This is a genomic window from Alphaproteobacteria bacterium, from assembly GCA_004295055.1.
In the GTDB taxonomy this organism is placed as follows: domain Bacteria; phylum Pseudomonadota; class Alphaproteobacteria; order SHNJ01; family SHNJ01; genus SHNJ01.
The window spans coordinates 151,702-173,691 of sequence record SHNJ01000012.1; the positions used below are offsets into that span (position 1 = coordinate 151,702).

Below are 21,990 nucleotides of genomic sequence, written 5' to 3' on the forward strand. Positions count from 1 at the left end.
CTATCCCAGCACATTTAGAATGTGCGAGCCCATTTGCGCGGTACCGACCTTGGTCATCCCGTCTTGCATGATATCGGCGGTGCGGATGCCATTATCCAAAACCTTGGCAACCGCCGATTCCAATTGCGTGGCGAGCGCACCTTGATCGAGTGAATAACGCAACGCCATGGCAAGCGATAAAATCATCGCCAGCGGATTGGCAACACCCTTGCCGGCAATATCCGGCGCGGAGCCATGCACCGGTTCATAAAGCCCGTATTTTTTGCCATTCAATGAGGCTGACGGCAACATGCCGAGCGATCCCGTCAGCATCGCCGCTTCGTCCGATAGAATATCGCCGAACAGATTATCGGTGACGATCACATCGAACTGTTTCGGGTTACGCACCAATTGCATCGCCGCGTTATCGGCGTACATATGCGATAATTGAACATCGGAATATTCTGCCGCATGCAGCGCGGTAACTTCTTCGCGCCACAATTTTCCGGATTCCATCACATTGGCTTTTTCGCAAGACGTGACTTGTTTTTTGCGCGTTCTGGCCAATTCAAATGCCACGCGCGCAACGCGTTTGATTTCGGATGTCGTGTAAACTTGGGTGTTGATTCCGCGCCGTTCGCCATTGCCCAGATCCTCGATCCCGCGCGGGTTGCCGAAATACACGCCGCCGGTCAATTCGCGTACAATCAAAATATCAAGGCCGGATACGATTTCGGTTTTCAGGGATGAAGCCTGTGCCAATGCCGGAAATACGATAGCCGGACGCAGATTGGCGAATAAATCCAGCTCTTTCCGAATGCGCAGCAATCCCGCCTCTGGCCTTATATTATAATCGACCTTGTCCCATTTCGGGCCGCCGACCGCGCCAAGCAACACCGTGCCGCACGCGCGCGCCTTGGCCAATGTCGAATCGTCCAAAGGTTTACCGAATTTATCAATCGCCGTCCCGCCGATCACATCATGCTCGATTTCGACTTTTAATCCTTTGGCCATCAAATGACGCAATACGCGTTCGGCCTGTTCCATAACCTCTTGACCAATACCGTCGCCAGGCAAAAGAAGAATTTTTTGAGTCATGACTATTCCTTGTAATTTGAATTCCTAACCACGCAATAATTCCACGGCCCATCCATCGCCGCGCCCATTTTGGTGTAAAATTCGCGTGCCTTTGAATTTCCATCAGATACCAGCCAACTGACGTGACGGATATTATTATTTTGCATATAAATGGTCGCCTGGTTCCATAATTTTGTGCCAATACCTTGATCGCGCCACTCCGGTTTTACATACAGTCCGGAAATAAAAATTGCGCGGCACAAATTATAACTGGAAAAACTGGGGTAAAACATAATAAATCCCGCAATTTCTCCGCCCGTTTCGGCGATATGGCATTCGACATTGGCATTGCTGTGAAATAATTCGCGGCGAATGGTGGATGTAGAATTGCAATAAGCGGATGCCTCCCCGCCTTCATGCGTCACCAACGCCTTGCTCATACCGATTAATTCGGCGAGATCGCGGTCATTATCCCGCGCCGGCCGAACCAATGGCAAAGCAGCCGGTTTCACCCTTGATTCCACAGCCACGGCATCGCCTGTTTTTGTTTGGCTTCGAATGCGTCGATCGCCGATGATTTTTCCAAGGTCAATCCGATATCATCGAGGCCATTAATTAAACAATGTTTACGGAATGCATCGACCTGGAATTTGATCGGCGCGATACCATCGCCGCTGATCGTTTGATTAGGCAAATCGACATTCAATTGATAGCCGCTTTTATTCGCCGCCAATTTCAGCAATTGATCGATTTTGTCCTGTGGCAAAATAATCGGCAGCATAAAGTTTTTAAAGCAGTTATTGTAAAAAATATCGGCGAACGAGGATGCAATCACGCAAGTAATGCCAAAATCCATCAACGCCCATGGCGCATGTTCGCGCGATGACCCGCATCCGAAATTTTCACCCGCGATCAGAATCTTCGCCTGATCCCAAGGCGATTCGTTCAAAACAAAACCTGATTTTTTGTTGCCTTTTTCATCGAATCTGGAATCGTAAAACAATCCCTTGGCCAATCCCTTACGCTGAATTGTGGTCAGGAATTGTTTTGGAATGATTTGATCCGTGTCGACATTCGGCGTCGGCAGCGCGGCGGCAAGACCGGAAAGTGTTGTGAATTTTTGCATGATTTAGCCTTTCAGATCATAATTACGCACATCGACGAAATGGCCTTCGATGGCTGCCGCTGCCGCCATGATCGGCGATAATAAATGCGTTCTTGCGCCGCGGCCTTGGCGGCCTTCGAAATTGCGGTTGGATGTGGAGGCGCAGCGTTTGCCACTTGGCACCTTGTCTGGGTTCATGCCCAAACACATCGAACATCCGGGTTCTCGCCATTCGAATCCGGCGGATTTGAAAATATCGGCCAAGCCTTCTTCCTCGGCTTGTTTTTTGACCAATCCCGATCCCGGAACCACCATCGCCTGCACACCGCTGGCGACTTTTTTGTTTTTTAGGATTGCGGCTGCCGCGCGCAAATCTTCGATCCGCGCGTTGGTGCAGGAACCCAAAAACACCATATCGACTTTTAAATCTTGCATTTTTGTTCCCGGCGTCAATCCCATATATTCCAGCATTCGTTCCATCGAAACGCGCTTTTTATCGTCTTTTTCCGCGCGCGGATCCGGCACAACGCCCGTGATTGGCACAACTTCTTGCGGGGATGTGCCCCAGGTGACTTGCGGGGCAATATCCTCGGCGCGCAGTTCATGGTCGGTATCGTATTTCGCGCCCACATCCGACGGCAAGGTTTTCCAATATGCAACCGCCGCATCCCATTGATCGGGTTTTGGCGCCTTTGGACGGCCTTTCATATAAGTAAAAGTTTTTTCATCCGGCGCGATCAAGCCAGCGCGCGCGCCGCCCTCGATCGACATATTGCACATGGTCATGCGCGCTTCCATCGACAGGTCGCGAATGGCGGAGCCTGCATATTCCATCACATGCCCGGTGCCGCCGGCGGTGCCGATTTTACCGATGATCGCCAAAATAATATCTTTCGATGTTACGCCATATCCCAATTTGCCATCGACCGTGATGCGCATATTTTTCGCCGGCTTTTGCCATAATGTTTGCGTAGCCAGTACATGTTCGACTTCGGATGTGCCGATGCCGAACGCCAGCGCGCCGAACGCGCCATGGGTGGATGTGTGCGAATCGCCGCAAACCAACGTGATACCGGGCTGGGTCAGACCTTGTTCGGGCCCAACCATATGCACGATGCCGTTGCGTTGGTCATGCATGTCGAAATATTCGATATGAGCGTTTTTCACATTCGCGCCCAGCGTTTCGACTTGTAATTTGGAATCGGGATCGACAATCGGCAAGGAACGGTCGGTCGTTGGAATATTATGGTCCGCCACCGCCAATACCGCACCCGTCCGGCGCACTTTGCGCCCGGCATTGCGCAATCCTTCAAAGGCTTGCGGAGAAGTAACTTCGTGAATCAATTGCCGGTCGATATAAATCAAACACGCGCCGTCGTCTTTGCGATCGACGATATGCGAGGCCCAGATTTTATCGAACAAAGTTTGCGGTTGGGTCATTGGGAATCCTTGGTTTAACCCTTAAATTATGCCCTAAACCATTGAGAAGTAGAACTTAAAAACAGCTTGTTATTTGTATCTTTATAGGATAAAATTCTACAAATTTTAATTTAACAGGAGCAGATATGTCCGGCGATCGTTATGCAACAGTGATTGATTTTACAAAATTACAAAGTGTCACAGATGGACAAATTGCCATGTTGCGCGAAGCGGTGAATGCGCAACCGGGCATTTCAATTTTAGACGCCATGTCCGGCCCCGCTACCGCCAGCTCCTATATCGCTGAAGTTCAGCCCAATATTCGGGTCGTCTTGTTAGATTCTTCTCCTCAGATGTTGGAAGCCGGTCGCACCAAGCTCAAGAACATGGGTGTTGTCGACATTGGGATAGATCAAGCGAACCTTGTTGATCCTGATTGGAAGCCTCCACATGCGGATTATCGATTTGATGTTGTGTTGCTGCGTTCTGCCTTACATGAAACTCCTAAAGATATGCATCCCACTACTTTGCAGCATGCGGCTGCGTTTTTAAATGACAATCCGGAAAGCCGCCTTGTAGTCTGGCAGCAAGTCATGCCAACAGATCGTCCTGAAACTTTGCGCGATATTATTGCTATGCGCGACGCCATCGGTGGGCATTCGGTTCAACGCGCCAAAAGATATTTCCCAACCTTGCCGGAATTAACAGAGTCGGTGCAACTGGCTGGTTTATCAATTCGATCCTCACAAGTCATGGAACCACAAGTATTTCACCCGCCGATTGTTGGCGATCAAGATTTCAAGGGCCATGATCGTGCTGCCAAAGTTGCGGCGCTCAATAGCTATATCCAAGTTCGCATCCCAGAAGATCAGCGCGAAGCTTTAGGTTATGAAGAAGCCGCGATTAGCCGCGGTGGCGTTACGGAAGCTTCGATGAAAATCGCTATTCCGGTACAGCTTTTGATACTGGGTCGCCAAAAGTAATAACCAACAAAAAAGCGGGGCAAAACCCCGCTTTTTCTGTATCTAAACACCAATCACGATTAGGCGCTGGCGGTTTTTTTCCCTTACGCGCTTTGCGCTTCAGAGGACGAAGCGGCTTTGTCGGCTTGTGCCGCGTTGGCTGGCATGTCTTGTTCGACAATACCCATACGTTCTTTGATACGGGCGGATTTGCCGGTCCGGTCGCGCAGATAATATAATTTGCTGCGGCGAACTTCACCACGGCGGGTTACTTCGACCGATGCAACGAGCGGAGAGTGGATCGGGAACAAACGTTCCACGCCTTCGCCGTACGAAATTTTACGCACGGTAAAATTCGAATTGATGCCTTTGTTGCTGCGCGCAATGCAAACGCCTTCGAACGCTTGCAAACGAACACGGTCGCCTTCGACCACTTTCACTTGCACTTTCACGGTATCGCCTGGGGCAAATTCCGGAACTTTCTTAGCTTCGACCGATTTTGCAATCAGTCTTTTTTCGACTTGTTGTAGCTTGCTCATATTTGTCTCCTTCAGTTAATCTTATCGTTAAAATAGTTAAGCAGTTTTATATTGCTGCCATAAATCCGGTCGGCGTTCGCGCGTGGCGGTTTCCGCCATCTGCTTGCGCCAATCGGCAATTTTTTGATGATGCCCGGACAACAACACATCCGGCACAGCCATCCCCTGCCAATCGGCAGGTTTGGTATAATGCGGCGCTTCTAATAAACCGCTTTCAAAACTTTCTTCCAACACGCTTTGCGCATCGCCAACCGTACCCGGCAATAACCGGATTACGGCATCCAACACCATCATCGCTGGCAACTCGCCGCCCGATAAAATGAAATCGCCCATCGAGATTTCAACCATCTGATGTTTGTCAATCGCGCGCTGATCGATACCTTCGTACCGGCCACACAGCAAAATTAAATTTTGCTCGCCTGCCAAATCTTTGGCGATAGCTTGATCGAATTTTCTACCGCGCGGGGTGAAATAAATCACCTTGGCGGTTTTATATTCGTCGCGCGCGCGCAAAGATTCAATCGCCGCATCAATCACATCCGCCTTGATCACCATGCCGGGACCGCCGCCAAATGGCGTATCGTCCACGGTACGATGTTTATCGGTTGCGAAATCGCGCAAATTGATCGATTCAATCGCCCAGATATTATCCGATGCCGCCTTGGCCGCAATCGAATGCGCCAAGGGCCCAGGAAACATTTCCGGGAATAACGATAACACGGCCACCTGTAATTTCGGCGCGGATTGCGGGGAAGATTTACGCATCTTGCTCGCCCTCCTCTAATTCCACCATCACAGGAATTTCGACGATCATTTTGCCCGCATTCATATCAACCGAAATCACGAATTGATCGTGGAACGGCAAGCATAATGGTTCATCGGAATTTTCCGTTGCGATTTCCACAACGTCACCCGCACCGTAATTATAAACGTCGATTACCTTGCCAACCATTTCGCCATTCTGCGTTTCCGCAAAAAGGCCAATCAGATCGGTGTGATAGTAACGTCCATTTTCAAGTGGCGGCAAGGCGCCCCGCGAAACATATAATTTCACGCCGCGCAAAGATTCCACCATAGTACGATCGGCAACGCCATCGATCGATACAACGACTTGTGATCCCTTCACCTCGCCCGCTTTCAATTGGAACGTGCGGTTGGTTTTTGGATCGATCAAGGTGCCATACGAAGCAATGTCGCTCGGATTGCCAGTATAAGAATAAATCCATACCTGTCCCCGCACGCCTTTCGGCTTGCCAATAACGCCCATCAAAATCAGATCGGCGCGCGCATCCATCGACGCTGGCGACAAGCCAGATCGTTTTGCAGATGCGTTATGGGTAGACATGGTTTGCATTCTTATCCCTTAGATCCTTAGGCTGCTGGCGCTTCGGCTGGAGCTGGAGCAGCTGGTGCTGGGGCAGCTTCCGCAGGGGCGGCAGCGGCATCAGCGGCAGCTTTCAAGCGTTCTTGCGCTTTTGCTTTTGGCAAAGATTTGGTTGGGGTTTCGCGATATTGACGTTTGGCGATCAAATTTGCATCGCCCAAGAATTTCGCAACGCGATCGGTTGGCTGTGCGCCAACGCCGAGCCAATATTTAATCCGGTCGGTGTTCAAATTGATGCGTTGCGTATCGGTTTTTTGCAACATCGGATTATAGGTGCCTACTTTTTCAACAAATTGCCCATCGCGGCAACGTGTATGTTCGGCGATCACGATGTGAAAAAATGGACGTTTTTTCGCGCCATGTCTGGATAGTCTGATTTTTAGCATTTGCTCTCCTTTATTAAATTAAACAGTTAAAACTTTGGTATCTTGAATCCGGGCGGTAAGCCCAAACCCTTTGGCAGTTGCGGCAATTGGCCGCCCTGCATCAAACTTTTCGGATCGATATTGGCGATATCCGGCATGCCAGGCATTCCACCGCCACCGAACATTTGACCCAAACCGCCTTTCAGCAATCCGGCCAATCCGCCTTTTTTAATTTGCTTCATCACCTTGCTCATCTCTTCATAAGATTTCAGCAAGCGGTTGATATCTTCAACGCGTGTGCCGGATCCAGCGGCAATGCGTTTTTTGCGGGACGCTTTTAGTAAATCGGGATCGCTGCGTTCCGATGGCGTCATCGATAAAATAATCGCCTCGTTCCGTTTCAACATTTTTTCGTCAATCTTGCCGGCAACTTGGTTTTTAATTTTGCCCATACCCGGCAACATTTCCAGCATCGCGCCCATACCGCCCATATTTTGCATTTTGCGGAATTGATCCAGCATATCGGTCAAATCGAATTTGCCTTCTTGCATCCGCTGCATCATTTTTTCGGCTTTGGCTTCGTCGAACTCCTGCATCGCTTTTTCAACGAGACCAACAACGTCGCCCATGCCCAAAATGCGACCAGCGACGCGTTTGGCATCGAATTCTTGCAAGCCGTCTAATTTTTCGCCCGTTCCGATAAATTTAATCGCCCGGCCCGTTTCATGACGCATCGACAAGGCCGCACCGCCCCGTGCATCGCCGTCCATACGGGTCAACACAATGCCGGTAATGCCAATTTGCGCATTAAATCCGCGCGCGATATTCAGCGCCTCTTGACCGGTCAAGGCATCGGCCACCAGCAAGGTTTCTTGCGGTTTTACCAAATCGCTAACCTGGCGCAATTCATCCATCAATTCCTGATCGATTTGCAAACGGCCAGCGGAATCTAAAATTAAAACATCATATCCTTCGATGCGCGCAACCTTCATCGCACGTTCGGCGATTTGTAATGGCTTTTCGCCCGTTACAATCGGCAAGCCCCCTACCCCGACTTGGCGCGCCAGAATTTCCAATTGCTGTTGCGCAGCGGGACGATAAATATCTAGCGATGCTAATAAAACTTTTTTGCGGCGTTTTTCATTTAAGAATTTTGCGATTTTGCCGGATGTGGTGGTTTTACCCGAACCTTGCAAACCGGCCATCAAAATTACCGCTGGCGGGGCAACATTGATATTCAATTCCGCCGACTCGTCCTCGCCGCTCAATAATTCCACCAGCGCATCGTGAACGATTTTAACAACTTGCTGTCCAGGAGTAATGGATTGCAAAACATCCACCCCAACCGCGCGGCTTTGCACCTTGGCAATAAAATCTTTGACGGCTGGTAACGATACATCGGCTTCGAGCAGCGCGATGCGCACTTCGCGCATAGCGGCTTCGACGTCTTCGGCACGCAAAGCGCCGCGTCCTTTTAGCCGGTCGAAAATAGATCCGAGTTTGTCGCTTAACGCGTTAAACATTACCTTGCCTTTATCACAAACAAAAAACACCAGTGGACGAAACTCGTCGACTGGCGTGGAAACACCTTTATTTGGTTTTCCGCTTAATTATGGGCGTTTTTAAAGCAAAAGCCCGGCAAAGTCAAGCCTAAGCGATGAAGCTTATTTGATGATAAAACAGATGCTTAGTATATTACCTGGCTCTTAGTCCTAAAATATGACCTATGCCAAAATCACGGGCGATTTGTAAATCCAATACGCTTAATGGCGCGCCGGGAACAAGTACTCCGTTTTGATCTCCCGCAGATTCCCGATAAACATATCCAGACTTTGGCTCTCTTGCTTCTACTACAGAGGTACCGCCCACACCGCTAACACCTGTGTGTGCCATGTCGCATAACATATCCCGCACAACGCCGGTTTTTTGATTTTTCAGACATTATTTTCCTCTTAATCTTTATCTATCGACTGTTCGTCAGTTGTTTAAAACGAGCCTCAAATAGCGCTGCGGTTCGGGTAGAGAATTGTTCCTGCAAACGAGGAGCCTCTTCGCTGCTTCGCCATCCTCTTCCGTGCTGTTTATTAAATTCCGCGCCTACTTGCTGTGCAATGCCGTTGCGCAATTTATTTAAGCCGCGCTCTACTACATCCGTAGGCTGGCCCGCCAAAGTAATTTTTTTGGGATCTTGGTGAGCGGGATAAAATCTTTTTTTGGCCGGACGCGTTGCAGTGTCAACAACGCCGTCTTCTTCTAAACTGCTTTGATAATGTACCATCTCTCGCTCCTATATTATGTTTTTACTATGTGACATATTAATGAAACTTAATCGTAACAATATTAATATGTCAAATATTATGATCAATTTGTAACAGTCTATATCCACAATACCACAAGGTCAACATAAAATTTTTCTATTTCGGATAAATTTCTCCATTTTCAATATATAGGTAATTTTATTACACACAAAATTCCAGTAAATTCAATAACTTGTGGCTTTATCGGATTTGCGCTAGATAAATGGTTTGAAAATAAGGATTCATAATGTTGGCCGTGTTTAAAAAAATGCATGGGCTGGGCAATGATTTTGTGGTGCTCGATAGCCGGAAAAAGCCCCTGCCCCTTACCCTTAAAACCTTGCAACAAATCGCCAACCGTAAAACCGGGATTGGTTGCGATCAGGTCATCGTGCTGGAACCCCCGCGCGGCAAGGGCGCGGATGTGTTCATGCGCATCATCAATGCCGACGGGACCGAAGTGAACGCTTGCGGCAATGCCACGCGTTGCGTCGCCTGGGAATTGGGCGCGGAGAAAAAACAAAATCACATCACCATTCAAACTGGCGCCGGATTATTGGAATGCGAAATCGCAGGCCGCAATTTGGTCAGCGTCGATATGGGCGCGGCGAAATTGGATTGGCGCGATATTCCATTGCGCGATGCTTGCGATACCGCCGAAATTCCAATTGATTTGCCGTGCGCGGATTTGCCGAAACCGGTTGGAGTGAATGTCGGCAATCCACATGCGGTATTTTTTATCAAAAATGTCGAATTTTTTGACGTCGCGAAATGGGGTCCGCAAATCGAAACCCATAAAATGTTTCCGGAAAAAACCAATGTCGAATTTGTGCAGATTTTGGACAAGGGCAGGGTGCGGATGCGGGTTTGGGAACGCGGCGCTGGCATTACCGATGCTTGCGGCACGGGCGCTTGCGCAACTGTGGTTGCGGCAGTGCGTAAAAATCTAACCGACCGGAAAATCGAAGTCATCATGGATGGCGGAAAGTTGATCGTGGAATATTTGCGCGATGGGCATGTGATGATGACAGGGCCGGTGGCGTTATCTTTTTCCGGCGAAATCGATTTGGAAGCCGCTTAAGGGAATGATATGAGCGATCCGCGTATTGTCACTTTTGGTTGCCGTTTAAATCACTATGAATCTGAAGTGATGCGCGAACATGCGCGCGCCGGTGGATTGCAAAATACCATTATCGTCAATACTTGCGCGGTTACCAACGAAGCTGAACGCGAAGCGCGCCAGGCAATCCGCAAATTGCGCCGCGAAAATCCAGATGCTTATATCATCGCAACCGGCTGCGCGGTGCAAACCAATTCTAGCGAATTCGCCGCCATGGCAGAAGTGAATAGGGTGCTGGGCAATGACGCGAAAATGAAGGCGGAAAGTTTTTTGCCGGATTTGGGCGAGCGGGTGATTGTAAACGACATTATGTCGGTGCGCGAAACCGCATCGCATTTATTGGCGGGATTTCAGGATCAATCGCGCGCTTTCATCCAGGTACAAAATGGCTGCGACCATCGTTGCACATTTTGTATTATTCCATATGGCCGCGGCAATTCGCGGTCTACGCCGATTGGCGAAATCGTTACTCAAGTCCGCCAGTTGGTTACAAATGGTTACAATGAAATTGTGGTCAGCGGCGTCGATTTAACCAGTTATGGCAAGGATCTGCCAGGCGTGCCAACATTAGGCCAAATGCTGCGCCGGTTACTGGCGCTGGTGCCGGAATTGCCAAGATTACGTTTATCATCGGTCGATCCCGCCGAAATCGATGCGGATTTATGGCAGTTGATTGAAAATGAACCGCGCCTGATGCCGCATTTGCATATCAGTTTACAAGCGGGCGACGATATGGTGTTGAAACGCATGAAACGCCGCCATTTACGCCAAGACGTGATTGATTTCTGCACACGGGCGCGAGCAGCGCGGCCGGATATGGTGTTCGGCGCCGATGTGATTGCTGGATTCCCAACCGAAACCGATGAGATGTTTGAAAACACCGCTCGCCTGATCGAAGAATGCGACATTATCCATATGCATGTATTTCCCTATTCCGCGCGGCGCGGCACGCCAGCCGCCAAAATGCCGCAGGTCAAGGGCGATATTCGCAAATCCCGCGCCGCCAGATTGCGCGCCATCGGCGCCGCCAATTTACAGAAATTCTTGCAAAGCCGTCATGGACAGCGCGAGCAAATTTTAATCGAACGCGGCGGAATAGGGCACACGCGCCATTTTGCCGCCGTACAATTATCCGATACTAACGATCAATCCAAAGTCGGCCAGATTATCGAACGCACCATCATTTCGGCTGACGACAAAAGGTTATATGCATAATGTTGCGATTATTCCGTAAAAAACAAGAATCTCGAACGTCCGCGGAAACCGCGCCGGAAGCCGCCAATGATGGCACCCAGGAAACCAACTGGCTGAAACGGTTGAAACAAGGGTTACAAAAAAGCGCCGATAATTTAACGGCGCAAATCGATAATCTTGTCAACAAACGCAAATTGGACACGCAAACAATTTCTGAATTGGAAGAAATTTTGATCGCTGGCGATATGGGCGTCAGTATGTCGGCACAAATCGTCGCGGAGCTGGCGCAAAATAAATTCGATAAGGAAGTCGATGGCGCAGAACTGCGCCAGGAACTCGCCGCCATCATCGCTGGTAAATTAAAACCTTATTCGCGCGTGATTGAGATTGATGCCGCAAAATCGCCATTTGTGATTTTAGTGATTGGCGTTAACGGCGCCGGTAAAACCACCACCATCGGTAAATTGACCCATCATTTAAACCGGCAGGGACATAAAATTATGCTGGCCGCGGCCGACACATTCCGGGCAGCGGCAACCGAGCAATTGGATGTTTGGTGCAAACGCACCGGCAGCGCCAGTTTTTTCTATAAACCCAATGTCAGCGATCCGGCCGCATTGGCGTACGAGGCGTTACAATCGGCGCAAGGCGCATTCGATGTTTTAATCGTCGATACGGCAGGACGCCTGCACACGCGGACCAATTTGATGCAGGAATTGGAGAAAATTCCGCGCGTCTTGAAAAAAATCGCCGCCGATGCGCCGCACGAAACATTTTTGGTATTGGATGCCACCACCGGCCAAAACGCGATCGCCCAAGTTGAAAACTTCCATAAATCCGTGCCACTGACCGGACTGATTGTTACAAAACTGGATGGAACCGCGCGCGGCGGAGCGATTTTGGCGATTGCCGAGAAAACCAAAATTCCTGTGGTCGCCATTGGCGTCGGCGAGGGGATTGACGATTTGCAGCCGTTCGATCCGATCGCATTTGCCAATAACTTGCTCGGCATTTAAATCAAATTGCCCGGAAAAGAAAATGGCACCGTCGTAAAACGGCGCCAAGAGAAGTGATGGAGCTAAGGAAAAATTTTATCCCACTGAAGGGAATTCCGTTGCGGCCGTCTTAGACCACGATATTGACGAGTGACCCCCGTTGCGATGCGCCTGCATATGCATTGCGCGCCATCTGTTTGGCCCGGTCATTTTGATCGACAACCCGGTCCAATTGCCGTTCCGGCTTGATCGCTTCCCGTGTAACAACCGGTGCACTGCTTCTTTGTTCTTGCCGGGAAACTTCCGGTTTAAATCCTTGAGTCGCTGTGCCAACGTTTGTGTACGGGGTGTTTGAATTAATTTGCATAATTTCATTCCCCTTATTTCTATCCATTTAACCGGAAAACGGTTGAGAACTGGTTAATCTGGAAAATCGGGGGGTATTTTGAATCTTCTGTGACATTTTAATATTTATTATTGTATTTCAATTACTTATTGATAGCGTGGGAATGCCTTGGTATGCATTTTTGGGTTAAAACCGCTGCCGGTTTTTTTAAGTGGCGTTTAGGTTTTCTCAACCTATTCCAGGCAAACTAAATTTAGGATTTTCAATTACTTCAGATTCCTTTGGGTTATCGAAAAAGGCGTGCCTGAGCAATGACAACAACACAGAATGTTCCTGTGGACTTACTGAATCTTGTGCATTTGGCCGAAACCAAATCCGCCGAAGGCCGCAATGAATTATTCGGCCAGCTGAGCAATATCATGATCGATGGCCAGGTTACATCGTCCGACCAGGAACGGGCGATGATGGTCGATATTTTAAATAAATTGCTGCACGAAGTTGAAATGCAGGTGCGCCAGTCTTTGTCCAGCAAACTCGCTCGCGATGCCAAGGCGCCCAAAGAATTGGTCGTCATGCTGGCCAACGATACGATCGATGTAGCGCGGCCGATATTGCTGGAAAGCGATTTATTGAATGATGACGAACTGTTGGAAATTATCAAGCACCGCACCCAAGAGCACCAAATGGCCGTCGCAATGCGCGAAAATGTATCCGAAGTCGTATCGAGCGCGCTGGTGGAAACGGGGCAAGAAGACGTTGTAACCACATTGCTGCAAAATCCGTCGGCGCAAATTTCGCAAGCTACCTTGGAATATCTTGTGGAACAATCGGAACGGGTGGATTCTTATCAAACCCCGTTATTGTCGCGCGCCGATTTGAAACCCGATTTAGCCAAGAAAATGTATGTCTGGGTGTCCGATACATTGCGCAAAAAAATCGTTGCGGATTATAAGGTCGATCCCGCCACCATCGAAGCCGCCATGCTGGAATCAGTGGGCGATGCTGTGCGCGATGAAGGCGCGGATTCCAATAAAAAGACCATGGAATTGGTCGAAGCCATCAGTAAGACCAAGGAATTGACTCCGGGTCTTTTGGCCAAAACATTGCGCGATGGCGAAATACCTTTATTTGTGGGCTTGTTCAGCAAAATGGTGGAGCTGGATATCGCCACCATGCGTAAAATAATTTTCGAGGCCGAGGGCGAAGTGATCGCGCTGGCTTGCAAGGCGATCGGTTTCGAGAATCATCAATTTTCCGATTTGTATAAATTGATCCGGATTACGCGGTCCGGATCGCGCGATGTGCGGATCAATGAAATGTCGCATTTATTGTCGTATTACGAGCAAATGAAAAAAGTCACCGCGCAAAATATTCTGCGCAGCTGGCAGCGCGATTCCAGTTACCTTGACAACATCAACAAGGGCGACAAGAAACAAGCCGCCGGGCAGGCGTTGCGCCTGAACAAGCCCGGCGATAAGAAATAGCGGGGAATATGATGGCCCGCACCCCAAAGAAAAAAACGGGTAAAAAAACCGGCAAAAAACCCGCCCCAAAAATAAAATCAAAATCTATTTCCCTGCACAAAAGCAAAGTGCCGGTTAAAATCGAACTTCCAAGCCTGAACAGCATTTTGGAAGAAACGACGGAACATGCCGGGCCGGTGCGAATTGCCGACATTAGCGGCAATATTCTCTACAAAAACCGGACCTATAAGGAAGAAATAGAAGGCGGCGCACTGGAGCCGGATGCGCCTGATTTAATTGAAATTATTCAGCAATTGGAAATGCTGAATAATGCTTTGTCGTTCGATCTGCGGGTCAATCGCGAAGGTAAAGTTTATGTTTATCGAACCACACACCGCATGGTTGCTTTATCCCGCACCACTGCTCGCGGCGTCATCAGTCAATTTCTGGATGTAACGGGCGAAGAACATATTAAATCGCGCCTGCAATTGACCCAGAGCCGCCTGGATGACGTGATCAGGCTGTCGTCCGATTGGGTATGGGAAACCGACGATCAATTGCGCCTGACGGTGACTTCGCAGCGTATTTATGAATTGCTGGGATTCCACCCCCGCGAAATTATCGGCTGCGGCTTATTTTCGCTAGGCAACGTCAATGCGAATGAAATGGATACCGTTACCGGAAAACCGATTGCCGTGCAGCGCCTGACGCCGTTCCGCAATCTAAGTTTTTACGTCACCGACCGCGTGGGAAAAATTCATACGCTGCAATTAAGCGGCATGCCGAATTTCGATCGCCTGGATGGAAAATTTTTGGGCTATCGCGGCACCGCGCGCGATATCAGCGATGAATTGACCGCGAAATCCCAAGCGGAATTGCTGGAACGACGTCTGGGCCACGCGATTGAAACCATGTCCGAAGGGTTTGCATTATTCGACAAAAACGGCCATCTGATCCTGATCAACGGCATGATCCGCAACTTCTTTAACGCCACCGAACATTTACTGAAACAGGGATTGCATCACACCGAATGGCTGCAACAAGCGGTTTTACGCCACGATGTCGATACGGGCGGAATGTCCGCGCAAGATTGGATCAACACGCGCAATCGGCATTTCATACAAACAGGCGCGCCGTTTGAATTCAAACTGGCGGATGGAAGATATTTATTGGCGCGCGATTACAAAACCGAGGAAGATGGCAGGGTTAGCATTTTCACCGACATTACCGAAATCAAGCACCGCGAAAATGAACTAACCGGCGCGCGGCTGGATGCGGAAAAAGCCAACAAGGCCAAGGGCGAGTTTTTCGCCAAAATGAGCCACGAATTGCGAACGCCATTAAATGCGATCATCGGTTTTTCCGATATTATGAAAGAAGAACAATTAGGCGCGCTTGGCAATCCTCAATACAGAATATATGCGCAGGATATTCACGATAGTTCCAGCCACTTATTGAACATCATCAATGATATTTTAGACGTATCCAAGGCCGAAGCCGGAAAATTGGAACTAGTGGAACAGAATGTCAGCGTTATTTCCGCGGTACAATCCACCATGCGCATGGTATGGCAAAAAGCGGAGTCGAACAATATCACGTTGGATGCCAGCGGCATCGATCCCAATATGGTGCTGCGCGTGGACAATAAAAAACTGCGGCAGATTCTGATTAATTTATTCTCGAATGCGGTCAAATTTACCATGCCTGGGGGATCGATTACCGCCTTTACCGACATTGACCGCGCCGGGAACCCGGCGATTCATGTGCGCGATACCGGCATTGGCATGAATGAAGACGATATTCCAAAGGCATTGACCGCATTTTCGCAAGTCAATAACCGCCTGACCCAAAAACACGAAGGCACCGGCCTTGGATTGCCGGTATGCGTCGCGCTGGCGGAATTGCACGGCGGTAAATTGAATTTGCAAAGCGCGCCTGGCAAAGGCACGACCGTATCGATTACCTTTCCGGCACAGCGTCTGGTGAAAATACCGGCATCTGCGCGCCCGGCGGCGGAATAACTATCCGGCTTTTTTCATCGGCGATTTTTTAAGCGCGGCAATGCCCGGCAATTCCTTGCCCTCCAGCCATTCCAAAAATGCGCCGCCAGCGGTGGATACATAAGACAATTTATCCATCACGCCTGCATGTTCCAGCGCCGATACGGTATCGCCGCCGCCTGCCACAGACAATAATTTTCCAGTCCCCGTCAAACGCGCGATTTCCTGCGCCACCGCGATAGTGCCGCGGTCAAATGGCGGCGTTTCAAAAACGCCAAGCGGCCCGTTCCACAATACGGTTTTGACATGCGCCAGTTTTTGCGCAATTTTCACGACGCTGGCCGGGCCAACATCCAAAATCATTTTATCGTTTGGAATCGCATTAACGGCGGCGATATCCGCGTGTACGTGCGCTTTTAATTCGGGCGCCACCATCGCATCGGTCGGCAACAAAATTTCTTTGCCCTGGGATTTTGCCTCAGCCAGGATTTTTTGCGCGATGCTGACCGATTCTTTATCCACCAGCGATTTTCCGACATGCAATCCCTGAGCCACCAAGAATGTATTGGCCATCCCGCCGCCAACGGTCAAAATATCGACCTTGGACAAAAGGTTGAACAGCACATCGACTTTGGTTGAAACTTTGGCGCCACCAACAATGGCCATTGCCGGACGCAAAGTATTTTCCAAGGTTTTTTGCAAGGCTTCCAATTCCGCTTGCAACAAACGCCCAACGGCGGATGGCAATAAATGCGCCAGACCTTCCGTCGAGGCATGGGCGCGATGCGCGGCGGAAAACGCGTCATTCACATAAAAATCGCCCAGTTCCGCCAGTTGCGCGGCAAAAGAAGGATCGTTTTTTTCCTCGCCAGCGTGGAATCGCACATTCTCGCATAACAAAATCTGTCCATTCGGAAGTTTCTGAATGGCCGCTTTTACAGGTTCGCCGACGCAATCATCCGCAAACGCCACCGGCTTGTTGCCCAACGCGCGGCTGAGTTCCGGCAACACAACAGCCAAAGAAAATTCCGGTTTTTTATGGCCATCCGGCCGGCCCAGGTGGGTCAGCAAAATCACTTTTGCGCCGCGCGCGGATAAATCCAAAATAGTTTTGGCCGATTTTTCGATTCTGGTTGCGTCGGTTATTTTCCCATCTTTAATCGGCACGTTATAGTCGACCCGCACCAGAACGGTTTTGCCGGCGACATTCAATTCATCGATAGTTTTATAATTGCCCATGCTCTTCTCCCTAAAATTTCATTTCGACGCTGACCGGAACATGATCGGATGGCTGTTGCCAATCGCGGGCGTCTTTCAATATGTGATACGATTTTAAATTATTTTTCAAGTTTGGAGATACCCAAATATGATCTAGCCTGCGGCCACGATCCGATTTGCGCCAATCCTGGTTGCGGTAACTCCACCAGGTATAAAGCTTCTGATCGGCGGGAACGAAATGCCGGACCGCATCAACCCAATCATTGGCCGCCTGCATTTTTAACAATGATTCGACCTCGATCGGGGTATGCGATACCACATCCAGCAATTGTTTATGCGACCAAACATCCTGTTCCAGCGGCGCGATATTAAAATCACCCAGCAAAATCCGGCCGGTTTTACCGCATTTCATTTTTTTCCAGAATTTGCCGACTTCAGCGACGAAATCCAATTTATGGCCGAATTTGTCATTCACCGCGCGGTCCGGAATATCGCCGCCGGCGGGGATGTATAAATTATGGATTTCCACGCCATTGGGCAAACGTCCGGAAATGCCGCGGCAGTCCTGTTTATCGCACCAGTAAGGCGTATCGATTTTCTCCAGCGGCACTTTAGACAGCAACGCCACGCCATTATAGGATTTCATGCCGGTAAATAATTGATGCGTATATCCGGCGTCTTTCAACGCCTGCCCGGGGAAAAATTCGTCCAGCGTTTTAGTTTCCTGTAACGCCAGCACATCCGGTTTTTGATCTTTTAGAAACTGCAGCACCAAGGGTAATCGCAGGCGAACCGAATTGATATTCCACGTGCTGACTTTTAACTTTTTCATCAAACAATCTTGGCTTTCAATTGCAGAAAACTATCCAACTTGGCCGCCAATATATCGCCTTTCTGAACGGCGTTGACGCCTTCGGGCGTGCCGGTAAAAATAAGATCGCCGGCCTTCAATTCTATGTATTGCGATAAATGGGCGATAATTTCAGGGATATTCCAAATCATATCGGATATTTTTCCATGCTGGCGCACGATGCCATTGACCTGCAATTCCATGCTGCAATGTTCAATTGTCGATATTTCTTTGGCCGGTATAATCGGCGATATTGGCGCGCCGTAATCGAATCCCTTGGCCATATCCCATGGCTGGCCTTTTTCCTTGGCTAAATTCTGCAAATCGCGCCGCGTTAAATCGAGGCCGAGAGCATAGCCAAACACCGATTTTCCAGCCGCGGGCGCGGACAAATTACTGCCACCAGAGCCCAAAGCCACCACCAGTTCAATTTCATGGTGCAGATTTTTAGTCATTAAGGGATAAGGAACGGCCACTTCTTGATCGAAGCTGGCGGCCACCAGCAATGTGTCATTGGGTTTGGTAAAAAAGAACGGTTCTTCCTTGGAATCGCCTTTCCATCCCATTTCCTTGGCATGGGCGGCATAATTGCGCCCGGCGCAAAACACGCGCCGCACCGGAAAATGGCCCGATTGGCCCAACACCGGAATTCCAACAATACCTGCGGTTGGCGGAAATATATATGGCATAACGCCAGATATAGCGCAGCATTGCCGTAAAATCTATGGGTTATTGATCGATGCGTTTATTCAACGGCCGGGGATCGTCGAATTTAAATATTTTCGGGTCGATATCCACGCCAGGTTCGGGATCTACCAGCGAAACCGTGGTCACAATATCTTGCGAATCGTGAATAACCCACCGCTTTAGCGTCAAGGGCTCGGCGTCAAATTGCAACGTCACTTGTCCGGCGCCAGGATCATCCTTGCCGATAAAAGAAACGGAAATTTCCCCGCGTTTTTTCTCAAACCCGGTCAGAATAATTTTGGGATCGTTGAATTCCACCTTGGATTTTAGGATTGGCGCCAACGGGGACGAATCGATCGAAGTATAAGTCACTTGTTCCAACTTGCCGTCGTAATAGACCAATTTTTTACCGTCGGAAACAAGTTCGATCGGTTTGTCGCCATCATAGGTGAAACGCAATTTGCTGGGCCGCGCCAAATAGACTTTGCCTTGCGCGGAATTGCCATTGCTTGATGCCTGCACAAACGTGGCGCGCATGGATTGAATAGAGTTCAGGTAATCTTCGATCTGATGAATATCGGCGATGTTTTGATCGTAAATGGGATTGGCCGCCTGCACCGGCAGGGCGCAGAAAACGGATAAAAGAATAATGCTAACAAAGCGGGAAATATGGGTCATAGTCCATATATAGTCCCGCCTTGTGGCAAAAGCGAGGCGATTCTCACACGCATAATATTGACAAGCAACGATAGGTCTCGTAGCTCTTTCTTAGAGAGGGTAATAATGAAAAAAGGCCAAAAAGCGAACAAAGTTCCGCCGGAGCAGCGTGTCGGAAGCTGGCTGAACGCCACGAAACCGCAATGGAAAAACGGAGATGTTGCCGTTGTTGCCGGCGTCAAAGTATTTGGGCCTTATACTTCCGAAGCAGACGCCACGGCAGATGTCCGCATAAAAACGCCGGGCCAGGATATTTTTATTGTGGATTTGCGCAATGCGGTACTGCCGCCTAAAAAACAATTCGAAAGGCCGCCCATCATAGCGCCTAAAAGACTCAGCGCCTTAAGCCTGAGAGAAATGATGGATGAAAGAAAAAGAACTAAATCTTAACCATACATTTGTTCTTCGGATTCGATCAAAATCTCGCGTTTGCCGGTGGCATTGGCGGGGGAAACGATCCCGCGCGCTTCCATATCGTCCATAATCCGCGCGGCACGGTTATAGCCGATCGCCAAATGACGCTGAATGAAAGATGTCGATGCCTTGCGTTCGCGCATAACAAGCTGTACCGCCTGACGGTATAATTGATCGCCGCCATCGTCGCTGCCGTCGATGGATGCAAATCCGGCTTCTTCTTCCTCGTCCTGCGTGACCGATTCCAGATAGCTTGGCTGGCCCTGATCGCGCAGGAATTTGGCGATCGATTCGACCTCGGCATCCGAAACATACGGTCCGTGCACGCGGGTAATGCGTCCGCCGCCGGCCATATATAACATATCCCCCTGACCCAATAATTGTTCCGCGCCAGGTTCACCCAGAATCGTGCGCGAATCGATTTTCGATGTGACTTGGAACGAAATACGGGTCGGGAAATTCGCCTTAATCGTGCCGGTAATAACGTCGACCGACGGGCGTTGTGTCGCCATAATCAAATGAATGCCGGCCGCGCGCGCCATTTGCGCCAGGCGCTGAATCGCGAATTCAATATCTTTGCCCGCCGCCAGCATCAAATCGGCCATTTCATCGACCACCACCACAATCAGCGGCAGATGATTCAAATCCAGCGGTTGATCTTCGTATACCGGTTTTCCGGTTTCAGGATCGAATCCGGTTTGCACCTGACGTGATAGAACCTCGCCTTTTTTGCGCGCTTCAGCCAGGCGCAAATTATATCCTTCGATATTGCGCACGCCCAGTTTGGACATCGCCTGATAGCGGTTATTCATTTCCTTGACCGCCCATTTCAACGCCACAATCGCTTTTTTCGGATCGGTTACGACCGGCGTCAATAAATGCGGAATATCCTGATACACCGACAGTTCCAGCATCTTTGGATCGATCATGATCAATTTGCATTTGTCCGGCGGCATGCGGTACAGCAGCGACAAAATCATCGTGTTAATGGCAACCGATTTGCCCGATCCGGTCGTACCCGCGATCAATAAATGCGGCATGCGCGCCAGATCGGCGATAATCGGTTCGCCGCCGATATCCTTGCCCAGAATCAATGGCAGTTGATATTTTGGCGCATCCGCATCCGACAATTCCAATAATTCCCGCAGATAAATCGTTTCACGCGAGGCGTTTGGCAATTCAATGCCAAGCACGCTGCGCCCTGGAACCATTGCGATACGCGCCGACAGCGCGCTCATATTCCGGGCGATATCGTCAGCCAATCCGATCACGCGCGCCGCCTTGGTGCCGGGCGCCGGTTCCATTTCATATAGTGTAACGACAGGACCTGGGCGCACCCGCACCACCTCGCCCTCGACGCCGTAATTTTGCAGGACAGATTCGAGCATGCGCGTATTGGCCTCGATCGATTCGCGCGACTGGCCGTCATTAGCCGCTTTTTTCGCGCCCAGTTTTAGCAAATCCAATGGCGGCAGTTGAAAATCGTCGGAAGATAAATCCAACTGCTGCTGACGAAATTCCTTCGGTTTGGTTTTTTTCGCGGCCTGTTCCACCAACAATGGTTTTTTCTTGCGCGGCGGCGGTTTCGGCAATTCCAGTTTTTCCGGTTTTTTCTCCGGCTCTTCTTCCGCTATTATTTCTTCGATTTCTTCTTCGCTGGATGCGAACAACATTTTCATCTGCGCATATAGCCAAGAAGATGCCGCCGCGATTTTACGCGCGGCATAAACACTGACCGCCGCGATAATCTGTCCGTAATAAGCCCATTCTTCGGCCGACAAACCGGCGGACCATACCAACAACGCCGCGCCAACAGTGCCGTACAGGACGCCAATACCCCAAATAGCGCCAGCGCCCAT

23 protein-coding genes are annotated in these 21,990 nt (G+C 49.7%); 7 read left to right on the forward strand and 16 right to left on the reverse strand.

What is annotated here, in order from left to right; genetic code table 11:
* The 4 genes from leuB to leuC are packed head-to-tail and all read right to left on the reverse strand — an operon-like array spanning window position 1 to window position 3,601.
* Window positions 1-1,077, reverse strand: a complete 1,077-nt coding sequence (gene leuB / locus EYC62_03475) for a 3-isopropylmalate dehydrogenase (GenBank protein ID TAH36172.1) — start codon at window positions 1,075-1,077, stop codon at window positions 1-3.
* A 2-nt stretch (window positions 1,078-1,079) separates the two neighbouring features.
* Window positions 1,080-1,586, reverse strand: coding sequence for a GNAT family N-acetyltransferase (locus EYC62_03480; GenBank protein ID TAH36173.1), 507 nt, complete (start codon window positions 1,584-1,586; stop codon window positions 1,080-1,082).
* Window positions 1,565-2,182 (reverse strand): 3-isopropylmalate dehydratase small subunit, encoded by a 618-nt coding sequence (gene leuD / locus EYC62_03485; protein ID TAH36174.1) that lies wholly within the window; start codon window positions 2,180-2,182, stop codon window positions 1,565-1,567. The genes EYC62_03480 and leuD overlap by 22 nt, the downstream gene beginning before the upstream one ends.
* 3 nt (window positions 2,183-2,185) lie before the next feature.
* The gene (leuC, locus tag EYC62_03490; GenBank protein ID TAH36175.1) at window positions 2,186-3,601 is read right to left on the reverse strand and encodes a 3-isopropylmalate dehydratase large subunit; all 1,416 of its coding nucleotides are present in this window, start codon (window positions 3,599-3,601) and stop codon (window positions 2,186-2,188) included.
* A gap of 125 nt (window positions 3,602-3,726) precedes the next feature.
* Between leuC and EYC62_03495 the strand changes: the two genes are divergently transcribed.
* Window positions 3,727-4,563 (forward strand): class I SAM-dependent methyltransferase, encoded by an 837-nt coding sequence (locus EYC62_03495; GenBank protein TAH36176.1) that lies wholly within the window; start codon window positions 3,727-3,729, stop codon window positions 4,561-4,563.
* A gap of 83 nt (window positions 4,564-4,646) precedes the next feature.
* Here the strand turns inward: EYC62_03495 and EYC62_03500 are convergent, their stop codons facing one another.
* The 6 genes from EYC62_03500 to EYC62_03525 all read right to left on the reverse strand — a co-directional run bounded on the left by EYC62_03500 (window position 4,647) and on the right by EYC62_03525 (window position 9,108).
* Entirely contained in the window at window positions 4,647-5,081 is a 435-nt protein-coding gene (locus EYC62_03500) for a 50S ribosomal protein L19 (GenBank protein ID TAH36177.1), read from the reverse strand.
* A 36-nt stretch (window positions 5,082-5,117) separates the two neighbouring features.
* Window positions 5,118-5,846, reverse strand: a complete 729-nt coding sequence (gene trmD / locus EYC62_03505) for a tRNA (guanosine(37)-N1)-methyltransferase TrmD (protein ID TAH36178.1) — start codon at window positions 5,844-5,846, stop codon at window positions 5,118-5,120.
* Complete coding sequence (gene rimM / locus EYC62_03510) at window positions 5,839-6,435, reverse strand: 16S rRNA processing protein RimM (protein TAH36179.1); 597 nt, start codon at window positions 6,433-6,435, stop codon at window positions 5,839-5,841. The genes trmD and rimM overlap by 8 nt, the downstream gene beginning before the upstream one ends.
* Before the next feature lie 17 nt (window positions 6,436-6,452).
* Window positions 6,453-6,851, reverse strand: a complete 399-nt coding sequence (locus EYC62_03515; GenBank protein ID TAH36180.1) for a 30S ribosomal protein S16 — start codon at window positions 6,849-6,851, stop codon at window positions 6,453-6,455.
* Between the two features lie 26 nt (window positions 6,852-6,877).
* Window positions 6,878-8,353, reverse strand: coding sequence for a signal recognition particle protein (locus EYC62_03520; protein TAH36181.1), 1,476 nt, complete (start codon window positions 8,351-8,353; stop codon window positions 6,878-6,880).
* Window positions 8,354-8,793: 440 nt separating this feature from the next.
* Window positions 8,794-9,108, reverse strand: a complete 315-nt coding sequence (locus tag EYC62_03525; GenBank protein TAH36182.1) for a hypothetical protein — start codon at window positions 9,106-9,108, stop codon at window positions 8,794-8,796.
* 266 nt (window positions 9,109-9,374) lie between these two features.
* Here EYC62_03525 and EYC62_03530 point away from each other — a divergent pair, with 266 nt between their 5' ends.
* The 3 genes from EYC62_03530 to ftsY are packed head-to-tail and all read left to right on the forward strand — an operon-like array spanning window position 9,375 to window position 12,457.
* The gene (locus EYC62_03530) at window positions 9,375-10,208 is read left to right on the forward strand and encodes a diaminopimelate epimerase (protein TAH36183.1); all 834 of its coding nucleotides are present in this window, start codon (window positions 9,375-9,377) and stop codon (window positions 10,206-10,208) included.
* 9 nt (window positions 10,209-10,217) lie between these two features.
* Entirely contained in the window at window positions 10,218-11,462 is a 1,245-nt protein-coding gene (gene mtaB, locus EYC62_03535) for a tRNA (N(6)-L-threonylcarbamoyladenosine(37)-C(2))-methylthiotransferase MtaB (protein ID TAH36184.1), read from the forward strand.
* Window positions 11,462-12,457 carry a signal recognition particle-docking protein FtsY gene (ftsY, locus tag EYC62_03540; protein TAH36185.1) on the forward strand — a complete coding sequence of 332 codons (996 nt, stop codon included), beginning with the start codon at window positions 11,462-11,464 and terminating at the stop codon, window positions 12,455-12,457. The genes mtaB and ftsY overlap by 1 nt, the downstream gene beginning before the upstream one ends.
* 109 nt (window positions 12,458-12,566) lie before the next feature.
* Here the strand turns inward: ftsY and EYC62_03545 are convergent, their stop codons facing one another.
* Window positions 12,567-12,803 carry a hypothetical protein gene (locus EYC62_03545; GenBank protein ID TAH36186.1) on the reverse strand — a complete coding sequence of 79 codons (237 nt, stop codon included), beginning with the start codon at window positions 12,801-12,803 and terminating at the stop codon, window positions 12,567-12,569.
* Window positions 12,804-13,093: 290 nt separating this feature from the next.
* Here EYC62_03545 and EYC62_03550 point away from each other — a divergent pair, with 290 nt between their 5' ends.
* Entirely contained in the window at window positions 13,094-14,266 is a 1,173-nt protein-coding gene (locus EYC62_03550; protein TAH36187.1) for a DUF2336 domain-containing protein, read from the forward strand.
* Between the two features lie 8 nt (window positions 14,267-14,274).
* Window positions 14,275-16,266 (forward strand): hypothetical protein, encoded by a 1,992-nt coding sequence (locus EYC62_03555; protein TAH36188.1) that lies wholly within the window; start codon window positions 14,275-14,277, stop codon window positions 16,264-16,266.
* On the opposite strand, the gene EYC62_03560 is transcribed toward EYC62_03555, so the two are convergent.
* The 4 genes from EYC62_03560 to EYC62_03575 are packed head-to-tail and all read right to left on the reverse strand — an operon-like array spanning window position 16,267 to window position 19,678.
* Complete coding sequence (locus tag EYC62_03560; protein ID TAH36189.1) at window positions 16,267-17,484, reverse strand: phosphoglycerate kinase; 1,218 nt, start codon at window positions 17,482-17,484, stop codon at window positions 16,267-16,269. It abuts the gene before it with no gap.
* A 10-nt stretch (window positions 17,485-17,494) separates the two neighbouring features.
* A complete protein-coding gene (gene xth / locus EYC62_03565) occupies window positions 17,495-18,295 on the reverse strand; it encodes an exodeoxyribonuclease III (GenBank protein ID TAH36190.1) in 801 nt (266 codons plus the stop codon).
* The gene (locus EYC62_03570) at window positions 18,295-19,002 is read right to left on the reverse strand and encodes an FAA hydrolase family protein (protein TAH36191.1); all 708 of its coding nucleotides are present in this window, start codon (window positions 19,000-19,002) and stop codon (window positions 18,295-18,297) included. The genes xth and EYC62_03570 overlap by 1 nt, the downstream gene beginning before the upstream one ends.
* A gap of 40 nt (window positions 19,003-19,042) precedes the next feature.
* Window positions 19,043-19,678, reverse strand: a complete 636-nt coding sequence (locus tag EYC62_03575) for an outer membrane lipoprotein carrier protein LolA (protein ID TAH36192.1) — start codon at window positions 19,676-19,678, stop codon at window positions 19,043-19,045.
* Window positions 19,679-19,783: 105 nt separating this feature from the next.
* On the opposite strand from EYC62_03575, the gene EYC62_03580 reads away from it, so the two are divergent.
* On the forward strand, window positions 19,784-20,107 hold the full coding sequence (locus tag EYC62_03580) for a hypothetical protein (GenBank protein TAH36193.1): 324 nt from the start codon (window positions 19,784-19,786) through the stop codon (window positions 20,105-20,107).
* On the opposite strand, the gene EYC62_03585 is transcribed toward EYC62_03580, so the two are convergent.
* Entirely contained in the window at window positions 20,104-21,990 is a 1,887-nt protein-coding gene (locus EYC62_03585; protein ID TAH36226.1) for a DNA translocase FtsK, read from the reverse strand. The genes EYC62_03580 and EYC62_03585 overlap by 4 nt on opposite strands.

Bases quoted from the DNA above. Each gene is read 5' to 3' on its own strand.
- EYC62_03530 (TAH36183.1), top strand. From the start codon at position 9,375: ATGTTGGCCGTGTTTAAAAAAATGCATGGGCTGGGCAATGATTTTGTG.
- EYC62_03520 (TAH36181.1), bottom strand. From the start codon at position 8,353: ATGTTTAACGCGTTAAGCGACAAACTCGGATCTATTTTCGACCGGCTA.
- EYC62_03500 (TAH36177.1), bottom strand. From the start codon at position 5,081: ATGAGCAAGCTACAACAAGTCGAAAAAAGACTGATTGCAAAATCGGTC.
- EYC62_03525 (TAH36182.1), bottom strand. From the start codon at position 9,108: ATGGTACATTATCAAAGCAGTTTAGAAGAAGACGGCGTTGTTGACACT.
- EYC62_03495 (TAH36176.1), top strand. From the start codon at position 3,727: ATGTCCGGCGATCGTTATGCAACAGTGATTGATTTTACAAAATTACAA.
- EYC62_03585 (TAH36226.1), bottom strand. From the start codon at position 21,990: ATGGGCGCTGGCGCTATTTGGGGTATTGGCGTCCTGTACGGCACTGTT.
- EYC62_03550 (TAH36187.1), top strand. From the start codon at position 13,094: ATGACAACAACACAGAATGTTCCTGTGGACTTACTGAATCTTGTGCAT.
- leuC (TAH36175.1), bottom strand. From the start codon at position 3,601: ATGACCCAACCGCAAACTTTGTTCGATAAAATCTGGGCCTCGCATATC.
- trmD (TAH36178.1), bottom strand. From the start codon at position 5,846: ATGCGTAAATCTTCCCCGCAATCCGCGCCGAAATTACAGGTGGCCGTG.
- EYC62_03545 (TAH36186.1), bottom strand. From the start codon at position 12,803: ATGCAAATTAATTCAAACACCCCGTACACAAACGTTGGCACAGCGACT.
- EYC62_03580 (TAH36193.1), top strand. From the start codon at position 19,784: ATGAAAAAAGGCCAAAAAGCGAACAAAGTTCCGCCGGAGCAGCGTGTC.
- leuB (TAH36172.1), bottom strand. From the start codon at position 1,077: ATGACTCAAAAAATTCTTCTTTTGCCTGGCGACGGTATTGGTCAAGAG.
- rimM (TAH36179.1), bottom strand. From the start codon at position 6,435: ATGCAAACCATGTCTACCCATAACGCATCTGCAAAACGATCTGGCTTG.
- EYC62_03515 (TAH36180.1), bottom strand. From the start codon at position 6,851: ATGCTAAAAATCAGACTATCCAGACATGGCGCGAAAAAACGTCCATTT.
- EYC62_03575 (TAH36192.1), bottom strand. From the start codon at position 19,678: ATGACCCATATTTCCCGCTTTGTTAGCATTATTCTTTTATCCGTTTTC.
- ftsY (TAH36185.1), top strand. From the start codon at position 11,462: ATGTTGCGATTATTCCGTAAAAAACAAGAATCTCGAACGTCCGCGGAA.
- xth (TAH36190.1), bottom strand. From the start codon at position 18,295: ATGAAAAAGTTAAAAGTCAGCACGTGGAATATCAATTCGGTTCGCCTG.
- mtaB (TAH36184.1), top strand. From the start codon at position 10,218: ATGAGCGATCCGCGTATTGTCACTTTTGGTTGCCGTTTAAATCACTAT.
- EYC62_03570 (TAH36191.1), bottom strand. From the start codon at position 19,002: ATGCCATATATATTTCCGCCAACCGCAGGTATTGTTGGAATTCCGGTG.
- EYC62_03555 (TAH36188.1), top strand. From the start codon at position 14,275: ATGATGGCCCGCACCCCAAAGAAAAAAACGGGTAAAAAAACCGGCAAA.
- leuD (TAH36174.1), bottom strand. From the start codon at position 2,182: ATGCAAAAATTCACAACACTTTCCGGTCTTGCCGCCGCGCTGCCGACG.
- EYC62_03560 (TAH36189.1), bottom strand. From the start codon at position 17,484: ATGGGCAATTATAAAACTATCGATGAATTGAATGTCGCCGGCAAAACC.